General features: G+C 38.9%; 17 protein-coding genes and 11 tRNA genes. 9 read left to right on the top strand and 19 right to left on the bottom strand.

The window, feature by feature from the left end:
* Window positions 1-2 precede the first annotated feature (2 nt).
* The 7 genes from nuoI to TH67_RS01255 are packed head-to-tail and all read left to right on the top strand — an operon-like array spanning window position 3 to window position 8,717.
* Window positions 3-620, top strand: a complete 618-nt coding sequence (gene nuoI / locus TH67_RS01225) for an NADH-quinone oxidoreductase subunit NuoI (RefSeq protein ID WP_072594002.1) — start codon at window positions 3-5, stop codon at window positions 618-620.
* A gap of 23 nt (window positions 621-643) precedes the next feature.
* A complete protein-coding gene (locus tag TH67_RS01230) occupies window positions 644-1,180 on the top strand; it encodes an NADH-quinone oxidoreductase subunit J (RefSeq protein ID WP_072594003.1) in 537 nt (178 codons plus the stop codon).
* Complete coding sequence (nuoK, locus tag TH67_RS01235; protein ID WP_021092799.1) at window positions 1,177-1,479, top strand: NADH-quinone oxidoreductase subunit NuoK; 303 nt, start codon at window positions 1,177-1,179, stop codon at window positions 1,477-1,479. The genes TH67_RS01230 and nuoK overlap by 4 nt, the downstream gene beginning before the upstream one ends.
* Before the next feature lie 3 nt (window positions 1,480-1,482).
* Window positions 1,483-3,321: an NADH-quinone oxidoreductase subunit L gene (nuoL, locus tag TH67_RS01240; protein WP_072594004.1), complete on the top strand. Its 1,839-nt coding sequence runs from the start codon at window positions 1,483-1,485 to the stop codon at window positions 3,319-3,321.
* A complete protein-coding gene (locus TH67_RS01245) occupies window positions 3,321-4,832 on the top strand; it encodes an NADH-quinone oxidoreductase subunit M (RefSeq protein WP_072594005.1) in 1,512 nt (503 codons plus the stop codon). The genes nuoL and TH67_RS01245 overlap by 1 nt, the downstream gene beginning before the upstream one ends.
* A complete protein-coding gene (gene nuoN / locus TH67_RS01250; RefSeq protein ID WP_072594006.1) occupies window positions 4,829-6,319 on the top strand; it encodes an NADH-quinone oxidoreductase subunit NuoN in 1,491 nt (496 codons plus the stop codon). The genes TH67_RS01245 and nuoN overlap by 4 nt, the downstream gene beginning before the upstream one ends.
* A gap of 22 nt (window positions 6,320-6,341) precedes the next feature.
* Entirely contained in the window at window positions 6,342-8,717 is a 2,376-nt protein-coding gene (locus TH67_RS01255; RefSeq protein ID WP_072594096.1) for a tetratricopeptide repeat protein, read from the top strand.
* A 581-nt stretch (window positions 8,718-9,298) separates the two neighbouring features.
* Here the strand turns inward: TH67_RS01255 and TH67_RS01265 are convergent.
* The 19 genes from TH67_RS01265 to tig all read right to left on the bottom strand — a co-directional run bounded on the left by TH67_RS01265 (window position 9,299) and on the right by tig (window position 18,604).
* A tRNA-Glu gene (locus tag TH67_RS01265) sits at window positions 9,299-9,373 on the bottom strand.
* A gap of 6 nt (window positions 9,374-9,379) precedes the next feature.
* Window positions 9,380-9,455: transfer RNA gene (locus TH67_RS01270), tRNA-Lys, on the bottom strand.
* Between the two features lie 121 nt (window positions 9,456-9,576).
* Window positions 9,577-9,653, bottom strand: a tRNA-Asp gene (locus TH67_RS01275).
* An 8-nt stretch (window positions 9,654-9,661) separates the two neighbouring features.
* A tRNA-Val gene (locus TH67_RS01280) sits at window positions 9,662-9,737 on the bottom strand.
* 18 nt (window positions 9,738-9,755) lie between these two features.
* A tRNA-Glu gene (locus tag TH67_RS01285) sits at window positions 9,756-9,831 on the bottom strand.
* A 13-nt stretch (window positions 9,832-9,844) separates the two neighbouring features.
* Window positions 9,845-9,920: transfer RNA gene (locus tag TH67_RS01290), tRNA-Lys, on the bottom strand.
* A gap of 138 nt (window positions 9,921-10,058) precedes the next feature.
* Window positions 10,059-10,143 (bottom strand) — tRNA-Leu (locus tag TH67_RS01295).
* A 15-nt stretch (window positions 10,144-10,158) separates the two neighbouring features.
* A tRNA-Arg gene (locus TH67_RS01300) sits at window positions 10,159-10,235 on the bottom strand.
* 15 nt (window positions 10,236-10,250) lie between these two features.
* Window positions 10,251-10,327: transfer RNA gene (locus TH67_RS01305), tRNA-Arg, on the bottom strand.
* Window positions 10,328-10,333: 6 nt separating this feature from the next.
* Window positions 10,334-10,410 (bottom strand) — tRNA-His (locus tag TH67_RS01310).
* A 9-nt stretch (window positions 10,411-10,419) separates the two neighbouring features.
* Window positions 10,420-10,497: transfer RNA gene (locus TH67_RS01315), tRNA-Pro, on the bottom strand.
* Window positions 10,498-10,926: 429 nt separating this feature from the next.
* Entirely contained in the window at window positions 10,927-11,649 is a 723-nt protein-coding gene (locus tag TH67_RS01320) for a TerC family protein (RefSeq protein WP_072594008.1), read from the bottom strand.
* On the bottom strand, window positions 11,642-12,229 hold the full coding sequence (gene purN / locus TH67_RS01325; protein WP_072594009.1) for a phosphoribosylglycinamide formyltransferase: 588 nt from the start codon (window positions 12,227-12,229) through the stop codon (window positions 11,642-11,644). The genes TH67_RS01320 and purN overlap by 8 nt, the downstream gene beginning before the upstream one ends.
* Complete coding sequence (locus tag TH67_RS01330) at window positions 12,211-13,614, bottom strand: NAD(P)H-hydrate dehydratase (protein ID WP_072594010.1); 1,404 nt, start codon at window positions 13,612-13,614, stop codon at window positions 12,211-12,213. The genes purN and TH67_RS01330 overlap by 19 nt, the downstream gene beginning before the upstream one ends.
* Window positions 13,615-13,616: 2 nt before the next feature.
* On the bottom strand, window positions 13,617-15,122 hold the full coding sequence (locus TH67_RS01335) for a YifB family Mg chelatase-like AAA ATPase (RefSeq protein ID WP_072594011.1): 1,506 nt from the start codon (window positions 15,120-15,122) through the stop codon (window positions 13,617-13,619).
* Complete coding sequence (gene def / locus TH67_RS01340) at window positions 15,119-15,637, bottom strand: peptide deformylase (protein WP_072594012.1); 519 nt, start codon at window positions 15,635-15,637, stop codon at window positions 15,119-15,121. Before def ends, TH67_RS01335 begins: the two co-directional genes overlap by 4 nt.
* Before the next feature lie 14 nt (window positions 15,638-15,651).
* Entirely contained in the window at window positions 15,652-16,674 is a 1,023-nt protein-coding gene (locus TH67_RS01345; RefSeq protein ID WP_072594013.1) for a GGDEF domain-containing protein, read from the bottom strand.
* 8 nt (window positions 16,675-16,682) lie between these two features.
* The gene (gene clpP / locus TH67_RS01350) at window positions 16,683-17,273 is read right to left on the bottom strand and encodes an ATP-dependent Clp endopeptidase proteolytic subunit ClpP (protein WP_054196008.1); all 591 of its coding nucleotides are present in this window, start codon (window positions 17,271-17,273) and stop codon (window positions 16,683-16,685) included.
* A complete protein-coding gene (gene tig, locus TH67_RS01355) occupies window positions 17,273-18,604 on the bottom strand; it encodes a trigger factor (RefSeq protein ID WP_072594014.1) in 1,332 nt (443 codons plus the stop codon). The genes clpP and tig overlap by 1 nt, the downstream gene beginning before the upstream one ends.
* 137 nt (window positions 18,605-18,741) lie before the next feature.
* Between tig and folE the strand changes: the two genes are divergently transcribed.
* Window positions 18,742-19,314: a GTP cyclohydrolase I FolE gene (gene folE, locus TH67_RS01360; RefSeq protein WP_004317386.1), complete on the top strand. Its 573-nt coding sequence runs from the start codon at window positions 18,742-18,744 to the stop codon at window positions 19,312-19,314.
* Window positions 19,311-20,618 carry a flagellar protein export ATPase FliI gene (fliI, locus tag TH67_RS01365; RefSeq protein ID WP_072594015.1) on the top strand — a complete coding sequence of 436 codons (1,308 nt, stop codon included), beginning with the start codon at window positions 19,311-19,313 and terminating at the stop codon, window positions 20,616-20,618. Before folE ends, fliI begins: the two co-directional genes overlap by 4 nt.
* Window positions 20,619-20,882 lie beyond the last annotated feature (264 nt).

Consider the following 20,882-nt stretch of genomic DNA (forward strand, 5'->3'; position numbering starts at 1 on the left):
AAATGAGTGAGAAAAAATATATTTTAATAGATAAAAAGTTAAAGCCAAAGAGCGCGTTTGATAAATTTAAGCACTTCATCGCTGTCACATTTAAGCCTGATCTTTTGATCGGACTAAAAGTCACGATAAAGCAGATGCTCTTTAGCAAGTCGCATACTTTAAAATATCCTATGCAAAAGATGGAGCTAAATGCTAGATATAGAGGTATTCACAAGCTTTTAAAATTTGTTGAAAGTGAAAATGAACGTTGCATTGGATGCGGGCTATGTGAGAAAATTTGCGTTAGCAACTGCATTTCGATGAAGACTTCACTTGGCGAAGATGGGCGCAAAAAGGTCGCAAGCTACTCAATAAATTTAAGTAGATGCGTGTATTGTGGATTTTGCGCTGATGTTTGCCCTGAGCTTGCGATAGTTTGCGGACAAGAGTACGAAGTTGCTAGCGAGAGCAGGATTATATTTGGCACAAAAGATGAATTTTTGACAAAAGATAAATTTTTAAAAGATCAAAGCGAGTTTGAAGGCTATGGCGCACTTCCTAAAAATGCTGACAGCTTAATCAAAAAGACGCCAAATGCATTTATAAGCGAAAATGAAAATGAGACAAAAAGTGATGAGTAGTATAAATTTTAAAAGGGCAAAAGATGTATGAGAGCTTTGCATTTTATCTTTTTAGCGCCTTGGTTTTAGTTAGTTTTTCTTTTAGCGTATTTTGTAAAAACGCACTAAATGCAGTCTCTGCGCTAGCTGCTGGCATGGTCTTTATCTCGGCTATATTTTTCTTACTTGGAGTGGAATTTCTAGGCGTAGTGCAGATAATAGTCTACACAGGTGCTGTGGTCGTTTTATACGCATTTGCGATGATGTTTTTTGATAGCAGTAAAGAATGTGAGCCAAAAAGTAGCAAAAAAGCAAAGATCACCATCTATCTTCTAAGCAGTTTCATAGCGCTTCTTTTGATATTTATCTTTTTAGCGCCGATTTATAGCGCTAAGCAAGAGGTGGTAAATTCTACCCTCGCTAATCTTGGCAACATCGAAGCGGTTGGAATTTTACTCTTTAGCAAGTATCTGCTAGCCTTTGAGATGTGCGCTATCATGCTACTTGTGGCGATGGTGGCTGGCATCATCTTGATACATAAAGACCTAGACGCGCAAAGCAAATTTGAGGAGATGCTATGATAGGCCTTACTCACTATCTCATCCTAGCAAGTCTGGTCTTTGTCATAGGGCTAGTTGGCATAATGAGAAGAAGAAATTTGATAATGCTATTTTTCTCAAGTGAAATTTTACTAAACTCAGCAAACATAGCACTCGCTGCCATCTCAAAATACTACTTTGACCTAACTGGGCAGATCATCGCATTTTTTATAGTAGCCATCGCAGCTAGCGAGGTCGCCGTGGGACTAGGGCTACTCGTACTTTGGTATAAAAAGACTGGCAGCATCAGTTTAGAGTCGATGACAAATATGAAAGGCTAAGAGATGACTTTATTTTGCATTTCACTATTTTTCCCGCTTCTTAGCTTCATTATAGCTGGCATCTTTTCGCATAGCAGCAAGAATTTATTTATCGGTCTTTTTTGCTCGCTTCTCATGATCATTAGCGCCACAGCTTCACTCATGCTAACGGCTAGTCTTAGCGTAGATGAGCCACTAAATTTAACCCTAAAAGAGTTTATAAACTTAGGCTCGCTTGATCTTAGCTTTAGCTTCTACCTTGATGCCATTAGCCTTGTTATGCTTAGCACTGTTGGCGTGGTCGCAAGTATCGTGCATATCTACTCAGTTGGCTACATGAGAGATGATGCGAGCTTTAACCGCTTTTTTAGTTATCTTGGGCTCTTTGTCTTTTGTATGAACGTCCTTGTATCAAGCGATAACTTTATAGGCCTTTTCATCGGCTGGGAGGGCGTTGGGCTTTGCTCTTGGCTGCTCATTGGCTTTTGGTATAAAAGGCCTAGTGCAAACGTCGCTGCAAACGAAGCCTTTGTGATGAACAGAGTGGCTGATCTTGCCATGCTTGTTGGTATCTTTTATATATTTTATAGCTTTGGCTCACTTAAATTTAGCGATATTTTTAACGCCAGAAGCGACTTTTCTGGGCTAAATTTAGGCATCACCGCCGCACTTCTTTTTATAGGTGCTATGGGCAAAAGTGCGCAGTTTCCATTTCACACATGGCTTGCAAATGCCATGGAGGGACCAACTCCAGTTTCTGCACTCATTCACGCAGCGACCATGGTAACGGCTGGCGTTTATCTAGTCATACGCGCAAATTTTATCTTTGCAAACGTACCTGAAGTTTCGCACTTTATAGCCTGCCTTGGCACATTTGTAGCGGTATTTGCGGCTAGCATCGCGCTAGTGCATAATGACCTTAAAAAGATAGTCGCCTACTCGACGCTTTCGCAGCTTGGATATATGTTTGTTGCAGCTGGTCTTGGGGCGTATAAGATCGCACTTTTTCACCTTGTCACGCACGCATTTTTCAAATCACTTCTATTTTTATGCGCTGGCAACGTTATGCACGCGATGAATGATGAGTTAAATATCAAAAAAATGGGCGGACTTTATAAATTTATGAAGCCAACAGCACTTCTTTCTATCATCGCAAGCTGTGCACTAGCTGGCTTTTATCCATTTGCTGGCTTTTTTTCAAAAGATAAAATTTTAGAGGTTGTCTTTAGTGAAAATAAATTTTTATGGATTATTTTACTCTTTGGTGCGGTGCTTACGGCATTTTATAGCTTTAGGCTTGTTATGCTCGTCTTTTTTACAAAGTCAAAGAGCGAGAAACATGTGCATGAAGCTAAAAACTACATGCTAGCCGGCATGGGCGTACTTGGAATTCTCTCAGTCATAAGTGGCTTTTTTTGGAGCAACTTTAGTGAGTTTTTAGAAAAAAGTTTAAAAGATTTCTCACTAAATTTATCTCACGGTAGCGAAATTTTTTTACTTGTTTTAACACTTAGCTTAGTGCTAGCAAGCGCTGGCTTTGCAGTATTTGCCTATAAAAGAGAAATTTTTAAAGAGAGTGTTTGTGAGAGCAGAATTTATAAAATTTTGCAAAATGCCTACTTTATCCCAAAATTTTATGAGAAATTTTTCATAAATGGCTACGCATTGATCTCACAAATTTGTAAAAAGATTGATGAGATGATAATCGATCGTAGTGTCGATCTAGTCGCAACAGCGCTAAATAAATTTGCATTTTTAGCAAACAAAATGCAAAGTGGCGACTTAAGCGTCATGCTTAGATTTATGGTTGCAGGATTTGCCTTGCTTTTAAGCTTTATATTTTTATTAAACGGAGCCAAATAATGCTAAGTGTCATCATATTTTTCCCAGCAATTAGCGCAATACTTGGCTTTTTGATAGAAAATAAAAGCATCAAATTTTATGGAGCAAGCATCGCACTAATCGAGCTTTTGCTAGCTATTTTTATCTGCGTAAATGTCGATTTTCAGGGTTATGACTTTGTTTTAACGCATCAAGTCTCGCTCATACCAAGCCTAAATATCAGCTATTTTGTGGGCATCGACACCATTTCGCTAGTGCTTATCGTACTTAGTGCGTTTATGAGCTTCATCTCTATCGCAGCCCTTAGCGATGATGGGAATTTAAAGCACCTTGTTATTAGCGTGCTATTTTTAGAGAGCACGATGATGGGCGTCTTTAGCGCGCTTGATATGATCTTGTTTTACAGCTTTTGGGAGCTTAGCCTCATACCACTTCTTTACATCATCGGCGCATTTGGCAGTAAAAATAGAATTTATGCTGCGATTAAATTTTTCATCTACACATTTTTAGGCTCTGTCTTTATGCTAGTAGCGATCATTTTTATCGGATATCTGTGTTATCAAAAAAGCGGCGTCTTTAGCTTTAATCTTCTTGATTGGTACAAGCTTGGCATCGGAGAAAATGCTCAAATTTGGCTATTTTTAGCATTTTTCTTTGCTTTTGGCGTGAAAACTCCGCTATTTCCATTTCACACGTGGCTACCTTACGCGCACGGACAGGCTCCGACTATCGGCTCAGTGCTGCTTGCTAGCGTGCTTTTAAAGATGGGTACTTACGGCTTTGTGAGATTTTCACTCCCGCTTTTTCCAGACGCGAGCCTACTTTTAAGCGGCTTTGTCTGCATTATAGCCATCATCATGATCATCTACGCAGCCCTTGTTGCCTACGCGCAAAGCGACATGAAGCAAGTGATCGCTTATAGCTCCATTTCACACATGGGCGTCATCATGCTTGGCATATTTTCACTAAATTTAATAGGCCTTGGCGGCTCAATATTTTTGATGATAAGCCACGGCATCGTTAGTGGCGCGCTATTTTTATTAGTTGGCGTCATCTATGAGAGGGCTCATACCAAAGAAATTTGCGAATTTGGCGGCCTTGCTAAGGTTATGCCAAAATACGCGCTTGTATTTTTTATAGCAACGCTTGCAAGTATCGGCCTGCCACTAACCATTGGCTTTGTTGGCGAGTTTTTGAGCCTGCTTGGCGTCTTTAAGCTAAACAAGCTCTTTGCGCTACTTGGTGGCTTTAGTATCATTGTGGGCGCTATTTATATGCTGGTGCTTTATAAAAGGGTCTTTTTTGGCGAATGCAAGGAGAAAAATTTAAGCCTAAAAGATCTAAATTTCAAAGAGTTAGTCGCTCTTGTGCCACTTTGCTTGCTTATAATCGCCCTTGGCATCGCACCAAATTTGATCCTAAAGCCACTTGAGCCAAGCGTGCAAAATATAATAAATAAAATGCAAACTAGAGCCGTAAATAGCGACACAAAAGATAAAATTTTATCTTTAAATGGCGGGAGCAAACTATGAACGAAATAGCCTTTTTAGACCTTAAAGAAATTTCTTTATCTTCGGTTGCTCCGATGCTTAGTATGATAATCTTTGCGCTTTTTATCTTAATCGTTGGCACCATAAAAAAAGATCTTTCAAGAAATTTCTACTGCGTATTTTGTATCATCGCAATATTTGTAAATTTGGGCCTAATACTTGATTTTAACGGTCTTAGCCTTAGCTTTTGGGATATGCTTTTGGTTGATGGCGTTTCGGTCATTTCTCAAGTCATTATCTTAATCGCTTCAGCCCTTTTTATCCCGCTTGCACTTAGCACAAAAGAGTATTTTGAGTACAAAATTTATGAGTATTACGCTCTATTTTTGTTTATGATAGCTGGATTTTTATTTATGGTGAGCTCAAATAACCTACTCATAATCTTTTTAGGCCTTGAGATCAGCTCGCTTTGTCTCTACACGCTAATAGCTCTTCACAATAAGGCAAAAAGCGTCGAAGCCGCCATTAAATACTTCGCTATGGGCTCGCTCTCGGCTGGCTTTTTTGCGATGGCAATAGCGATGTTTTATCTAGCGACAAACTCAATAGACATCGCTCGTATCGGCGTTGTGATAAAAGATCTTAGCCTAAATCAAAACTTGATCATCTTACTTGGCTGCGTTTTCATTGCCTCGGCTATTGGCTTTAAGCTCTCACTCATACCATTTCACACATGGATACCAGACGTTTATGAAGGCTCAAATGCCCCACTTGCTGGCTATATGTCGATCGTGCCAAAGGTAGCAGCTTTTATCGTTGCGTTAAGAATTTTTGCGATGTTTGAGGGCTCACAAATTTTGTGGATAAAAGATATGCTCTATATCATCGCCGTGCTTACGATGAGCCTTGCAAACATCATGGCGCTAGTGCAAAAAGACGTAAAAAGGATGCTTGCTTTTAGCTCCATAGCTCACGCTGGTGTCGTACTCTGTGCGCTTGTGGCAAATTCTCACGAGGCAAATGTCGCCTTATTTTTTTACTGGATCATGTTTTTGTTTGCAAATTTGGGTGCATTTTCTATGCTCTGGGTGGCAAGGTGCGACGATGTGGTCTGCTGGGATAAGCGCTTTAAGCACCCATTTGAGAAATTTTCAGGACTTATAAAAATTTTACCAAGTTACGCTGTGATAATGGGAATTTTTATGATCGCCCTTGCTGGCATTCCGCCTTTTAGCGTCTTTTGGGGCAAGATGGTGCTTATCTCATCGCTCATAAAATCTGATTACGTCGTGCTTGGCGTTATAATCATGATAAATTCTGCCATTGCGATTTATTACTATTTAAAGCTAATCGTCTTTATGTTTTTAAAAGAGCCGATCGTAAAAGATAAAAATCTCTACACCGCAAATATCTCGATGGCGCTAAAAGTAATTGTTGGCATTGCGGTAGCTGGAACGGCCTTTTCGTTTTTATTTTCTGGAGCGATTTTGGAATTTATTGAGCATTTTGTCTTTGCTTCAGGATTTTAGAAAATTTAACTATAATTGCGGCATGAAAAAGCTCTTAATTATTTTATTTTTTCCGCTTTATCTAACCGCTTTTAATCTTAGCCTAAATAGCGGCGCAAATGGTGATAAACCTTATAGCGTTCTTCAGCTAAGCGATGAGCAAGAATTTGAATGCGTGGAGCAAATTTTAGCTTACGATACCAAACGCTATGTCTGCATGCTTGATGATGAAATTTTGCCAAAAATTGAAGATACGACACTGCCATTAATGGATATAAAATATAAAAAGCAAGATGGCAAGCTTTTTATCGTCATAATGCCAAAAGCACCGTCAAAACTGCTAAATATAAAAACTGAGCTTTATAACAGCCAAAACGTGCAAGATAGCCCAAAAACAACCATTTCAAAACACTTTAGCATAATCATAGATACTTCACTCAGTGAAAATAGCAAGAGAAAGTCTGGGCTAAATTTTAAACCTGATTTTAAAGATATGCTAAATCCTAGTATCGGAGCGCTTGATCTTAACAAAGCCCCTATTGCTGGGCTTGATAGTAATGACATTGATATATACATAAGCATAAAAAGAGCTTATGAAAAGGGCGCTTATGAAAATGTAGTAAAAGATACTCAAACAGCGATAAAAAGGCATCCAAATAGCCTTTTTTCAAGTGAATTTTTACTATTTCGTCTAAGGGCTCTTGATAAAATTTTTGAGACAAAAAATGAGTTTGAAGAGATCGAGCCAAAAGATATCGTAAGTGAAGGTAGGGCTTGGATCAGAAAATTTCCATCCGATGAAAACTATCCAGAAGTGCTATATCTAATCGCTAGAGCCTACCTAAAAGATAGCATTGCAAGTGATGCAAAATATATGCTTGATATCTTAAACGAAGAGCATGCAAACTCAAAATTTACAAAACTTGCAGCGCTTGATTATGCTGATTATCTCTACAAAATAGGCAGACAAAAGGAGGCGCTAAAAGACTATGAAAAAGTGCTTTACTCCACAAACGACATCGACCTTGCAAGTAGAGCAGCACTAAGCCTAGCTGATGCAAATATCGATAAAGAAAAATTTGATGAAGCAAAGAAATTTATACTAAAAATCGCAAATGCGAATGAAAAATTTTTTATGAATAACCCAACAAAGTCGATGAATCTTGCAACTACATTTGCAAGTAAAGATATGCCTGATGTGGCTGCTAAAATTTATGAAATCTTGATAAATAATAGTGATAGGACGAAAGATTTTTATGAAGTTGCTTTAAAAAATTTAGCACTAAATCTAGCCAAAACAAAAGATGAGAAAAAAGCATACGAATACTTAAATAGATATGAGACAGAATTTAAATATGGTGATTATATCGATGAAGTCACTAAGGCAAAAGATGGATTATTTTTTGAAGAAAAAGATAAAAATGCTACTGCACTTCATGCTAGATATAAAGAGTTAATTGAAAAATATGCTGGGACAAATATTAGTCAAAAGGCTCTAATAAGCGAGCTTGAGCTGGATATTAAAGAGCGTAAATTCTCCGATGCACTATCTTACAAAACCATGGCAAAAGATGGAAAATTAAGTAAGGCAATGGAGCTGATAAATGAGGCTGCGCTAGAGCTTACAAAAGAGTATTTTATAAAAGATGATTGCACGGCTGTTATAAATTTACTTGAAAACTACGATATAAACAAAATCTCATTACCGCAATTTAAGCTCTTTAACTGCTATTACAGAACGGCCCGCTACAACGATGCACTTGAGCTGGCAAAAGCTCATGCAAAAGACGAAAATTTAGAAGATAGGGTCGAGTGGCTGGTAAATTTGAGTAAAATTTTATATAAAAACAAAGACTACGAGCATGCGATCATTGCCGCAAATGACGCACTCTCACTTGGCTCATCAGTCGAATACTCAGATCCAACACCATCTCTTTTTGACAGGTTTTACTCATTGCTTGCGTTAAAACGCTTTACGGAGGCGATCTCAACCATTAGTGCTATCGAGCAGCTAAGAGGCCAAGACTTTAAGATTATCGAAGCATATACAGCTATAAGCGACTATGCGATGAAAAGTAATGACTACGCCATCGCTACAACATATGCCAAAAAAGCTCTTGAGCTACAAACAAAAGCCAAAATAAATACATTTTCGCCAAAGATAAATTTTAACTACTCAGAAGCTTCACTAAAGACAGATAACCTAGGTGAGGCACTTGATGAGGCAAAATTTATACTGAACATGAAGCTTGAGCCAGAAGACCGCTTACATGCTTTAAATTTGATAAGCGAAATTTATATAAGGCAAAAGCAGTTTAAGTTGGCTAGGCCTTATTTAAATGAGTGCTCTGACTCAAATTTTGTAAGCCCGTATAAAGATGCTTGCAAAGCTAAGCTTGACATGATAGGTAAAAACTAAATGCAAAGAGATAGCTTGTTTGCTAGTTTTATATTTGAGCTTAAATTTTGGCCTTTATTTTTGCTATTTAAGTTGAGTTTTCTTTATAATTGCGTCTTTAATATTTTTACATTGCCACCAAATGCTCTTTATATTATAAAAGAGCTATATTTTATCGTAAGCTTTAATATATTTTTACGCATGGATCCTGGCTGGTATGATCTTAAAAATTTTAAGCACCTTTCTCACAAACAAGAGAATTGGCCATTTTATTACCAAATATAGCTGTTTTATGTTTTATAAGCTTAAAAATTAAAAATGCTTATAAGTTTTTTGTCCAATAGATCAAAGCAAAAATAATTTGCAATGCTCTGTAATCATGTTTCTATGATGTACTTTTATTATATTTATAAAGATTTTTTAGCTTACTACAAGCTAACTTCTAGAATTTATCGCTTAATACACACTCATTAAGCACAATATTATAAAAATTGATTTTTACGTTTTTAGTATCAATTTGCCAAGCAAATAAGTATACATTTTTAAGAAATTTCTATAAAAATTCTGCGTAACAAATTAAAAAGAAAAAAGGATTAGAAAAATGGTGACCCATACGAGACTCGAACTCGTGTTACCAACGTGAGAGGCTGGTGTCCTAACCGCTAGACGAATGGGCCAAAGGATGGTGCCCCGTGTAGGCCTCGAACCTACGACCCCATCATTAAGAGTGATATGCTCTACCAACTGAGCTAACGAGGCAAGATTAAATAGTAATAATAAATCTTAAAGTGTTATCTTAGAACATATAATCTTAAAATTTAATTTGACACTCAATAATGGGTGCTTTATGAGACATGACCTTAACCTAAGGTTTAATAGATGGCGCAGCGGACGGGGCTCGAACCCGCGACCTCCGCCGTGACAGGGCGGCATTCTAACCAACTGAACTACCGCTGCACCTAAAATGGTGGTCGCTATAAGACTCGAACTTATGACATCCACCTTGTAAGGGTGGCGCTCTACCAACTGAGCTAAGCGACCTAAAAATTTAAAAATATCTGGCGACCCTTAGAGGATTTGAACCTCTGTTTCTACACAGAGAAAGTAGAGTCCTGAGCCACTAGACGAAAGGGTCATAAACCCAAAAATGGTGTCCTGCGTTGGATTCGAACCAACGGCCCCCTCATTAAAAGTGAGATGCTCTACCGACTGAGCTAGCAAGACATTTATTTAAAAAAGAATTGAGATTATACAAAAAACATTATTACATGTCAAGAAACAAGAAAAAGTATCCAGTGCTTTACAATAAAGGCTAACTTTAATTTTTAATAATATAAGTTTATCTCAAATTATAAAAAAGAATGGTGCGGATGAAAGGACTTGAACCTTCACGCCGTGGGGCACCAGATCCTAAGTCTGGCGTGTCTGCCAATTTCACCACATCCGCACAACAATAATAAAGTGGTACGCCCATCAGGATTCGAACCTGAGGCCTACGGCTTAGAAGGCCGTTGCTCTATCCAGCTGAGCTATGAGCGCATAAAGTATTTTAAGTGGCGCGCCCGATAGGAGTCGAACCCATAACCTACAGATCCGAAGTCTGTCGCTCTATCCAATTGAGCTACGAGCGCCCAAAATGGGGTGAGTGATGGGAATCGAACCCACGACCCTCAGGACCACAATCTGATGCTCTAACCGACTGAGCTACACTCACCATTTAACATGGTCGGGGTGAAAGGATTCGAACCTTCGGCCCTCTGGTCCCAAACCAGATGCGCTAACCAGACTGCGCTACACCCCGCCTGAGTCGTGTTTGTAAGTTTATGCCACTACCTCATTAAAAAGTCGTATTTTAACTTGTTTTTTTTATAAAGTCAATTAAAAAACACTTAAATTAATAGAAATTATATATAAAAGATAATTCAATCAAAAATATTAATTAATACTTCGCCAAATACTTAATTTTTTACGCACGCAAGCTTTTTATACTTCTCTATTTTACTACCTAGCTATAAAGTATGTCCTTTATTTCACGGATTTTTAAGTAGCTTGACACGAATATTTTACACTGATATTACAACAAAACAAACATCGATCTACTATCTATTATGCATTTTATGCTTATCAAAATTTTACCTTCAAATTTCAACAGATTTATCTTTTCGGGCTAGAATTTTTTGATTGATATTTTATCCATCATATCATTAGCTTTTTCATTGTCGTAAAAATATTATTTAGCTATTGCTTTCTTTTTGGCATATATATTTATACTTTCCACTGCCAATGAAAATGCCATCGCAAAATAGATATATCCCTTTGGAATATGAAATCCTAATCCTTCAGCAACTAGTGTCATGCCCACAAGCACCAAAAACGCAAGTGCTAAAATTTTTATAGTAGGGTTATTATCTACAAAATTAGAAATACCTTTTGATGCTAGCATCATCACGCCAACTGCTAAAATAACAGCTATGATCATTATCTCTATATGCTCAGCCATACCAACAGCCGTAATAACACTATCAAGAGAAAAAACAATATCCAAAACAGCTATCTCGCTTACAATAACCAAGAAATTTGCATGTGATTTTTTGCTATTTTTACGCTCTTCGCCCTCACCAGAAACGCTAGAGTGTATTTCAAGGGTTGATTTTACAAGTAAAAATAGGCCGCCTAGTATAAGCACCAAATCTCGGCCACTTATGCTAAATTCTGCGATAGTAAAGAGTGGCTTTGTTAGCTTCATGATCCAAAACAATGAAAGTAAAAGTAAAATTCTAGTCACCATAGCTAGCCCTAGGCCGACAATCCTACCACTGCCGCGCTGCTGCGGAGGTAGTTTACCTACCAAAATAGCGATAAATATAATATTATCTATGCCTAAAACTATCTCTAAGCCAGTTAACGTAAGTAGCGATATCCACGCCTCTGGCGAACTAAACCATTCAAACATTTGCTTCCTTTGTTAAAATTTTTATTATGCTTTGTGGCAAAATTTCATGTTCTATCGCATGGATTTTGCTCTCCCAATCCTCCAAGATCATACCGTCTTCTCTTTCAAACGCCCTTTGTGCGATGAGTTTACCTCCGTCAAGCTCCTCGCTCACGTAGTGCACGCTCACGCCGCCAAGCATCATGTCACTCTCAAAGCTCTCTTTTATCGCATGAGCGCCTTTAAAAAGTGGCAATATGGAAGGATGTAAATTTATGGCTTTTATCTGTGATGTAAAAACAGGAGTTAATATCCTCATAAACCCAGCAAGCACCGTTAGTTCAGCGCCGCTTTTTAAAATTTGCTCCACAACTTCAGCGTCAAATTCTTCTCTATTTGTAAATTTAGCGCTCTTTATTATCGTCGTCTCAAGCCCAAATTTCTTAGCGCGCTCTATGCCATATGCACCTGGCTTGTTGCAGATACAAAGACAAACTTCAATTTTTATACCATTAAAAATTTGATTATGAACTTTTTTAAGTATCGCCTCTAAATTTGAGCCACTACCACTAAAAAGTACGGCTATCTTTTTCGTAAGCATTTTACTCCTTTTATAATGTCTGTTGGGCTAAGCGCATAGCTATTTTTTTTGAAATTTTTAAGGCTTAGTGCATGAGCTAATGTAGCCGAGATGGCGGCATCCAGTGGTTCGTAGCCTTGAGCTAAAAGAGCAAGTACAAGTCCGCTTAGTACGTCACCACTGCCACCTTTTGCAAGTATATTTTTACCATAAGGCATGATGTAAATTTGCCCATCTTTGGCGATTATGGTGTTTGCACCTTTTAACACAAGCACAGCCTTAAATTTCTCGCTCCAAGCCCTCGCATAAGCAAATCTATTTTCTTGTAATGTTTTTATGTCGATATCTGCTATATTACAAAGCCTTAAAAGTGAGCAAAACTCCTTTGGATGAGGTGTCAAGACGCAGTTCTCATCTAGTATATCAAGCACTTTTGCGCTGTAAAAAATATCAGCGTCAAGAACAAGCTTTTTGCCTTTTAAAATTTGCACCTCAAGCTCTTCTACGCCCTTTTTGCCAAGCCCCATACCAACAGCTCCAGCATTCATTTTATCGCTTATCTTGCTAGCTTGCATGATATGCGTTGGTAAATTTAAGCCCTGCTCGCCTATCACGCTAACTAGCCCGGTCCCAAAGGCAAATGCCGCCTTTGCGCAAAGCATGCTAGCTCCAACATGCTCGCCAGATATGATAAAAGCATGGCCAAAGTCGCCCTTATTTACGCACTGATTTTTTCTATTTGGAAGCATAAGATCGCTTTTTTGAAGTAGGTGATAGTCGCTCTTGCACTCATAGTTTTGAGTGCTTATGCCAAGAGTAGCGAGCTTTACCTTGCCAACAAAGTCTTTTGCCGCGTCGCTATAAAGCCCAAGCTTTCTAGCTCCCATCGTGATCGTGATGTCTGCTTTTACGCAAGAGCCAAGCACCTTGCCATCGCTACTTAGCCCGCTTGGTACATCACAAGCGATGATGTAAGCAGAGCTTTTGTTTATCTTTGAGATGAGCTCTATGTGATTTTTGTCTAAATTTCTATTTAGCCCTGAACCAAAAAGCCCGTCTATGACGCATTTTGCACCATTTAAGCTATTTTCTACATCTTTACTCTCACACACGCCAGCAGATTTAGCTCGCTCAAGCTGCTTAATGGCTAGTGGCTTTAAATTCTGACTAGCTAAGATAAATTCGCATTCAAACTCGCCCTCAAGCATTCTTAACGTGCAAAGCACGTCAGCACCGTTATTCCCACCACCGCAAATGCCAAGCACCCTCTCGCCTTTTTTAAATTTCTTACGGATGAAATTTGCTATGCCAGCGGCAGCGTTTTCCATTAAAAGCTCTTCACTAAGGCCAAATTTCTTGCTCGCTCGCTCGTCTAAAATTCTTGTATCTAAATATAAATTTTTCATCTTTATGCCCTAAAACTAAGCGCCTCTAAGATATGGGGCTTTAAAATTTGCTCGCTATCATCAAGGTCAGCGATACTTCTAGCCACTCTAAGTGTCCTTTTTATGCCTCTTTGAGAAAGATTGTACCTCGAGGCTGCCTTTTGTAAAATTTCTCTTGCTTCATTATCCAGTAGACAAAATTTTTCTACTTGTGCATCATTTAGCTTGCCGTTTAGCTCATCTTGATCGCGCTTTTTTTGAAACATAAACGCCTTTAAAACCATATCGCTCATCTGTTGTGAGCTCAAACTCGCCTTGTCACCTGGCGAACTCTCGTCCATAGCAACTTTTAAATCAATGCGGTCGAGCACTGGAGCTGAAATTCTTGATTTATAGTTTTTTATCTCATTTTCGCTGCATTTGCAGTTTAGATTGCGAGAGAATAAATTTCCACAAGGACATGGATTTTGAGCTGCTACGAAGATAAATTTCGTTTCATAAGTCACTTTTGAATTTACCCTTGCGATGTGGATTTGATTGTCTTCAAGTGGCTCTCTAAGGCTTTCTATCACCTGTTTAGAAAAGTGAGGAAACTCATCAAAAAAAAGTACTCCACCATTTGCAAGCGCGATCTCACCGATCTTTGCGACATTTGAGCCACCACCAAAGATAGAGCTTTTAGTCGAGGTGTGGTGCGGCGAGCGAAAAGCTCTAATACTTGTAAATTCGCTATCTTGCAAATTTAGCGATCGGTAGGCGGCAGACTTTAACACCTCTTCTAGGCTTTGTGGTGCCATGATATAAACGAGGCGTTTTGCACACATGCTTTTGCCGCTACCTGGGCTACCTTCAAATAAAATATTGTGCATACCAACAGCTGCGATGACGCAGGCTCTTTTAGCTCTTTCTTGACCCAAAACATCCTTAAAATCAAGCTCGAAGTTTAAATTTGGAACGTATCTTTTGCCAGAAATTTCTATAACGTTTGAAAATAGCTCATGTGTAGCGTTAAAACGTATGCTTTTTGCAAATTCTGCGTCATTAAAAAATCTAATCGCTTCCTCTAGAGTACTAACCGCATAAATCTCTAAATTTGGGATCATAGAAGCTTTTTGCGCTATCTCTTTTGGCACCAAGACTTTTAAGTTTTTTACCTGCGTGCTTAAAAAAAGAAGGATCGAGAATAAATTTGCTGTGCTTTTTACGCTTCCATCAAGTCCAAGCTCGCCAAAGACAAAAATTTTCTCTAAGCTTTTTGCCTTTTGAAGAGCTATAAGAAGGGCGATAGCTAGGTCAAAATGTGAGCCACTTTTTGGCAGATCTGAAGGGGATAAATTTATGGTTATCTTTTGTGCCGGGAAGGAAAAATCAAGTGCCAGAAGTGCTGCCTTTACACGTTCTGTGCTCTCTTTTATACTTGTGCTTGCAAGCCCAACGATGCTAAAACCAGGAAGCCCACGAGAGAAGATAGACTCAACGTCAATTATCTTTAGCCCATCGCCGTAAGTAGCACATCTTAAAGACTTCATGAAACTTTTTCTTTTTTTTGCTTTTTGTATTCCTTATCAAATTTTTTACGTTTATTAAAGCCGATTTTTTCTATAAAAAGATGTCCATCTAAATGATCATTTTCATGCTGGATAGCGATAGCCAAAAGCCCATCAGCCTTTAAACTTTGCTCTTTGCCAAAGCGGTCTTGATATTTGATAGCCACAACCTCATTTCTTTTTACATCTTCATAATATCCAGGCACACTAAGGCAACCCTCTTGATATATGCATTCTCCTTCGCGTAGTTCAAATTTTGGATTTATGATCTCGATTAAATTTTCTTTATCTTGTACGCCCTCGTCATTGGCTAGATTTATAATAAAAATTCTTTTTGCAACACCTATCTGAATAGCAGCAAGGCCGATGCCTTCTTTTGCAATCATCGTATCATACATATCATCAAGTAGTTTGTGAAGTTCCTCGTCAAAAATTTTAACCTCTTTTGAGACTTCATAAAGCTTTTTATTTGGATAAGATAAAACCTCTAAGATCAAGCCCAAACTCCTACTTATTCACCCAAAAATATAGGCTGCTCATCATCTTGTGTTAGCATTAGTTGATCTAACGAGTAAGAGATTAATTCTTCAGCACTTCTTGTCTTTGTTATCATGCTTGAAACCACTTGGATGTCAAGCTTGCACTCTTCACCATCTATCTTCCAAGGTATAGATGAAAGCATATTTAAAATTCTACTACCGGCTTGTTTTGTACCATTTTCATCAGTATATTTCATAACCATAGCAAAACAGCCATCTCCGTAATGAGCTACTATATCGCTTCTTCTAGAAGTTCTTAAAAGAAGCTGTGATATAGCTTTATACATATTGTTTCGCTCTTTTAAATTTTTAACACGATTTGTAAATCTATCTTTTGCTCTTACTAGTAAAAACGATGCGTTATAGCCATATCTTTTAACAGCTTCTACTTCACTTTGCACTGTGGCTACTAAAAATTTTTTATTATAGACGTCATATGTCGTATCATAAATCGACTGCTCTTCAATAGATTTAAGCATCTTGGCTACTTCGTCATAGCTTACTTTAATGACATCAAGATGCTTATCCATAAGGCTATTTAATTTTATTAGGTCATGATTAAATGCACTTAAAACATTTTGAAGAGCTAGGATATTTGTATTATTTTTGAGTGCATCCATGCGCTTTTGCACTAGGCCTCTCATGATGCCTAAATTTTTATAGATTAGTACCACGGCTTGAAGCATGCTTTTTATCTGGATAAATCCTTGCTTTATCTCTTTTTCAATAGAGATATTACCATTTGTAGGCACTGAAATTTCAGAATTTGCGACTATAATATCACCGATCTCTTTTCTAAATTCATCAGGCTGTCCATCAAGCATTTTCTCAAAATAAATAGAATAATTATTTGGCGTAGATGGAACATTATCATCGCTTAATTCATGCAAAACATTTTCTGAAAATCTGTAGATATCTACCTTTTCTTTTTCTAGAATATGTTTTACCTCAACCGCTTTTTTCTTAGGGTCTGGTGCATTATCTATCTTTATCACTTTGGGCCTTATTTAAAACTTTTCTCCAAAATTTTATCAACAAGTCCGTACTCTTTGGCTTCGGCCGAACTCATAAAGAAGTCACGTTCAGTATCTTTTACGATCTTACTTAGCTTTTGACCTGTATTTTTGGCCAAAATTCCATTTAAAATCTCTTTCATACGCAAAATTTCACGAGCTTGTATCTCGATATCAGTCGCTTGTCCTCTAGCACCGCCAAGTGGTTGATGTATCATGATGCGAGAATTTGGCAGTGCATATCTTTTACCTGGTGCGCCACAGCTTAGCAAAAATGCACCCATGCTAGCAGCTTGGCCGATACAGATCGTGCAAACATCTGGCTTTATGTAATTCATCGTATCATAGATGCTAAAGCCACTTGTTATAACGCCACCTGGTGAGTTTATATATAGATAGATATCTTTATCTGGATCTTCAGCCTCTAAAAATAGAAGCTGGGCGACAATAGAAGCGGCCATACCGTCCTCTATCTCACCACTTAGCATAACGATCCTGTCTTTTAAAAGACGGGAGTATATATCATAGCTTCGCTCACCTCTACTAGTTCTTTCAACTACGACAGGAACGTAATAGCTCATTACTCAGCCTTCTCTTTTTTGCTTGCTTTTTTCTCATCTTTTTCTTTGTTGAAAAGCTCGCTAAATAGCTTCTCCTCGATCATCGACATCTTTATAGCTGGAAGCATGCCTTGGTTGCGGTACATCTCAAGGTGTGCTTTTGGATCTTGACCGCTTCTATATGCCTCAAAATAGATCGCTTGAACGACCTCTTGATCGCTCACTTTCACGCCTCTTACGCGAGCTAGCTCATCTATGATGAAAGTTAGGCGAACGCTATTTTCAGCGTCTTTTCTATACTCGTCACGTTTTTTGGCTAGAGCGTCTTTGTCTTCTCTAAATTTCTTCATATCATCTGGAGTAAATGAGCTCCATGCGTTTCTAAACTGCATATCGATCTCTTGCTCGACGATATTTTTTGGCACGTCAAATTTAAATTTCTCAACCGCAGCTTCAGCAAATTTTGGTTTTAGCTCTTCATTTATAAGTTTATAAATTTTCTCTTGACGAATTTGCTCTTTTATGCGCTCTTCAAGTAGCTCTTCAGTTGGTTTTTCTTCGTTTGGAAGGATAGTTTTTAGCATCTCTTCGTCTAGTTTTTCAGGGATCTTTCTCTCTTGAATTTCATGAAGTTTGACTTTAAAAACAGCATCTTTGCCAGCTAAATGTGCAGCGCCGTAGTTCTCTGGAAATTTAACCTCGATATCTTTTTCGCCGCCAGCTTTTATGCCTACCATGCCATCTTCAAAGCCTGGGATGAATTGGTTTGAGCCGATCTCAAGCACGTAGTTTTCAGCCTTGCCACCTTCAAATGCAACGCCATCAACAAAGCCTTCAAAGTCAAATTTAGCAAAATCGCCTACTTTTAGGCCTCTTTTGCCTTCTACTTTTTCAAGTGGAGCTATCATTTTTAAAAGTTCAGCTTTTTTCTCATCGATATCTTTTTTCAAAACGCGTGGGTTTGAAAACTCAGGTATCAAGCTCTCATAGCCGCTCACATCGACACTTGGCTTAAATGAAACTGTTAGCTCAACGTCGATCTTGTCATCTTTTCTATCAAATTTTGAAACGATAGGCTCGCCGATAAGGTCGTCATTTTTCTTGCCTGCTTTTTTGATAGCCTCTTCGACTACATCTCTTAAGACATCTTGCTCAGCGTCGTTTGTCAGCTCTTTCTCGTAGCGTTTTAGCACGACAGCGACTGGCACATGACCTTGTCTAAAGCCATCTACTTTCATAGTTTTTGCCGCTTTTTTTGCTAGTTTTTCTACGCTAGACTTTATAGCATCTGCACTTATAGTTGTGCTAGCTAGGGTATTTACGCTATCTAGAGCTTTTGTTTTGATTTCCATCGAATTCCTTTATGAATACAAATTTTTAGCCCAAAATATAGCAGAATTTTCCTTATTTCATTGTAAATTTGTAAATTTTTATAGATATAAAAGGCGTTTTAACGTAGAATTTGGCGATAAAATTATGGAGAAAATTTATGCAAGAGAGTTTTGAAAATTCAGTTAAAAATATGCTAACTATCATCGGTGAAGATCCAAACAGAGAGGGGCTTATAAAAACCCCAGAGCGCGTTTATAAAGCTTTTAAATTTCTAACTAGCGGATACGATCAGGACCCAAAAGAAGTCCTTGGTGACGCTCTTTTTACTAGCTCAAACAACGAAATGGTTTTAATGCGAAACATCGAGTTTTACAGCCTTTGTGAGCACCATTTGCTGCCTATCATCGGCCGCGTGCATGTCGCATATATCCCAAATGGCAAGGTCGTTGGCCTTAGTAAAATTCCACGCATGGTAAATATCTACGCCAGACGCTTGCAAATTCAAGAGCAGATGACCGAGCAGATCGCAAAGGCGCTTGAGGACGTTATCGCTCCAAAAGGCGTTGGAGTAGTCGTCGAGGCTAGGCACATGTGCGTTGAGATGAGAGGTGTGGAGAAGATAAACTCGACTACTACGACCTCTGCGCTTAGAGGCTGCTTTATCAAAAACGCAGACACAAGACGAGAGTTTTTCTCGCTGATAAATTCGCCTAGGGAAACGCATTTTTGAGTTTAGAGCGTATAAATTCAAGGCTTAAAGAGGGCGTAAAGCTCTCAAATACCTTCGGTGTCATAACAAAGATCACAGCTACTACGATAGAGATCACCGGACTTCGCCCAAGTATCGGCGACATCGTGCGCATAGTGGCAAAAGACAAGAGTAAAAACGGCCTTGGCATGGTCACGCAGATAAAGACAGATGGCGCTTATATCAGTCCATTTGGCTTTGTCGAGGGTTTTAGGATAGGCGACTTTGTCTATGAGAGCGATCAGGGCATGAGCATACCGGTGGGGCCAAATTTACTTGGTCGCGTGGTTGATCCATTTATGAAGCCAATTGATGGCAAAGGGGCGATTGATACGACTGAATATATGCCGATCATGAGAGCGCCCATAGATGCGATGAAAAGGGGGCTTATAAACGAGCCTTTTAGCGTTGGCATAAAGACGATAGATGGGCTGCTTACTTGTGGCAAAGGGCAAAAGCTGGGAATTTTCGCAGGTTCAGGCGTGGGCAAATCAACCCTCATGGGCATGATCGTAAAAAATACGCTAGCCCCCATAAAAGTAGTCGCGCTAATAGGCGAGCGTGGCCGTGAGGTGCCTGAATTTATCGAAAAAAACCTAGGCGGCGACCTAGAGGGCACGGTAATCATCGTAGCGACCAGTGATGATAGCTCGCTCATGCGAAAGTACGGTGCCTTTTGTGCGATGAGCGTGGCTGAATACTTCAAACAGCAGGGCAACGACGTGCTTTTCATCATGGATAGCGTCACTCGTTTTGCGATGGCGCAGCGTGAGATCGGCCTTGCGCTTGGCGAGCCACCGACCTCAAAGGGCTATCCGCCAAGCTCGCTCACACTCTTGCCACAGCTAATGGAACGCGCCGGCAAAGAGGAGGGCAAGGGCAGTATCACGGCATTTTTCACCGTGCTAGTCGAGGGCGATGATATGAGCGACCCGATAGCTGACCAAAGCCGCTCTATCCTAGACGGCCACATCGTGCTAAGCCGCGAGCTAACGGACTTTGGCATCTACCCACCTATCAATATACAAAACTCGGCCTCGCGTGTCATGGGCGACGTGATCGGCAAAGAACACAAGCTAAATGCGATGAAATTTAAGCGACTTTACTCGCTTTTAAAAGAAAATGAGGTCTTGCTTCGTATCGGCGCATATCAAAAGGGCAGCGACAAGGAGCTTGACCTTGCGATCTCGAAGAAAGAATTTATGGAGAGCTTCTTAAAACAAAGCTCAGAAGAGACCTTTGCGCTTGAAGAGGTCGAAGAGTTGCTTGATAAGATCAATCAGTAAATTTCTCTATAAATTTGACTACTAAAATTTCATAGCCTTTTAAATTTATTATTAAAAAGATCGGTAAATTTGCTTTTTTTTGGTGCGAAAGGCGCTGCTGTAAAAAGCATGGTAGAAAATTTGAAATTTATAGGATTTTGTGAGGCTAAATTTCATGAAGTGAGCGGCTTTTGTGTTAGGAAAAATGATAAAGCGTTATAAAAAATAGTCACGCCCACGCTTCACACGGCGGATAAAATTTAAAATTTTTGGCTTTTTAATAAA

This window comes from Campylobacter concisus (assembly GCF_001891085.1).
In the GTDB taxonomy this organism is placed as follows: domain Bacteria; phylum Campylobacterota; class Campylobacteria; order Campylobacterales; family Campylobacteraceae; genus Campylobacter_A; species Campylobacter_A concisus_O.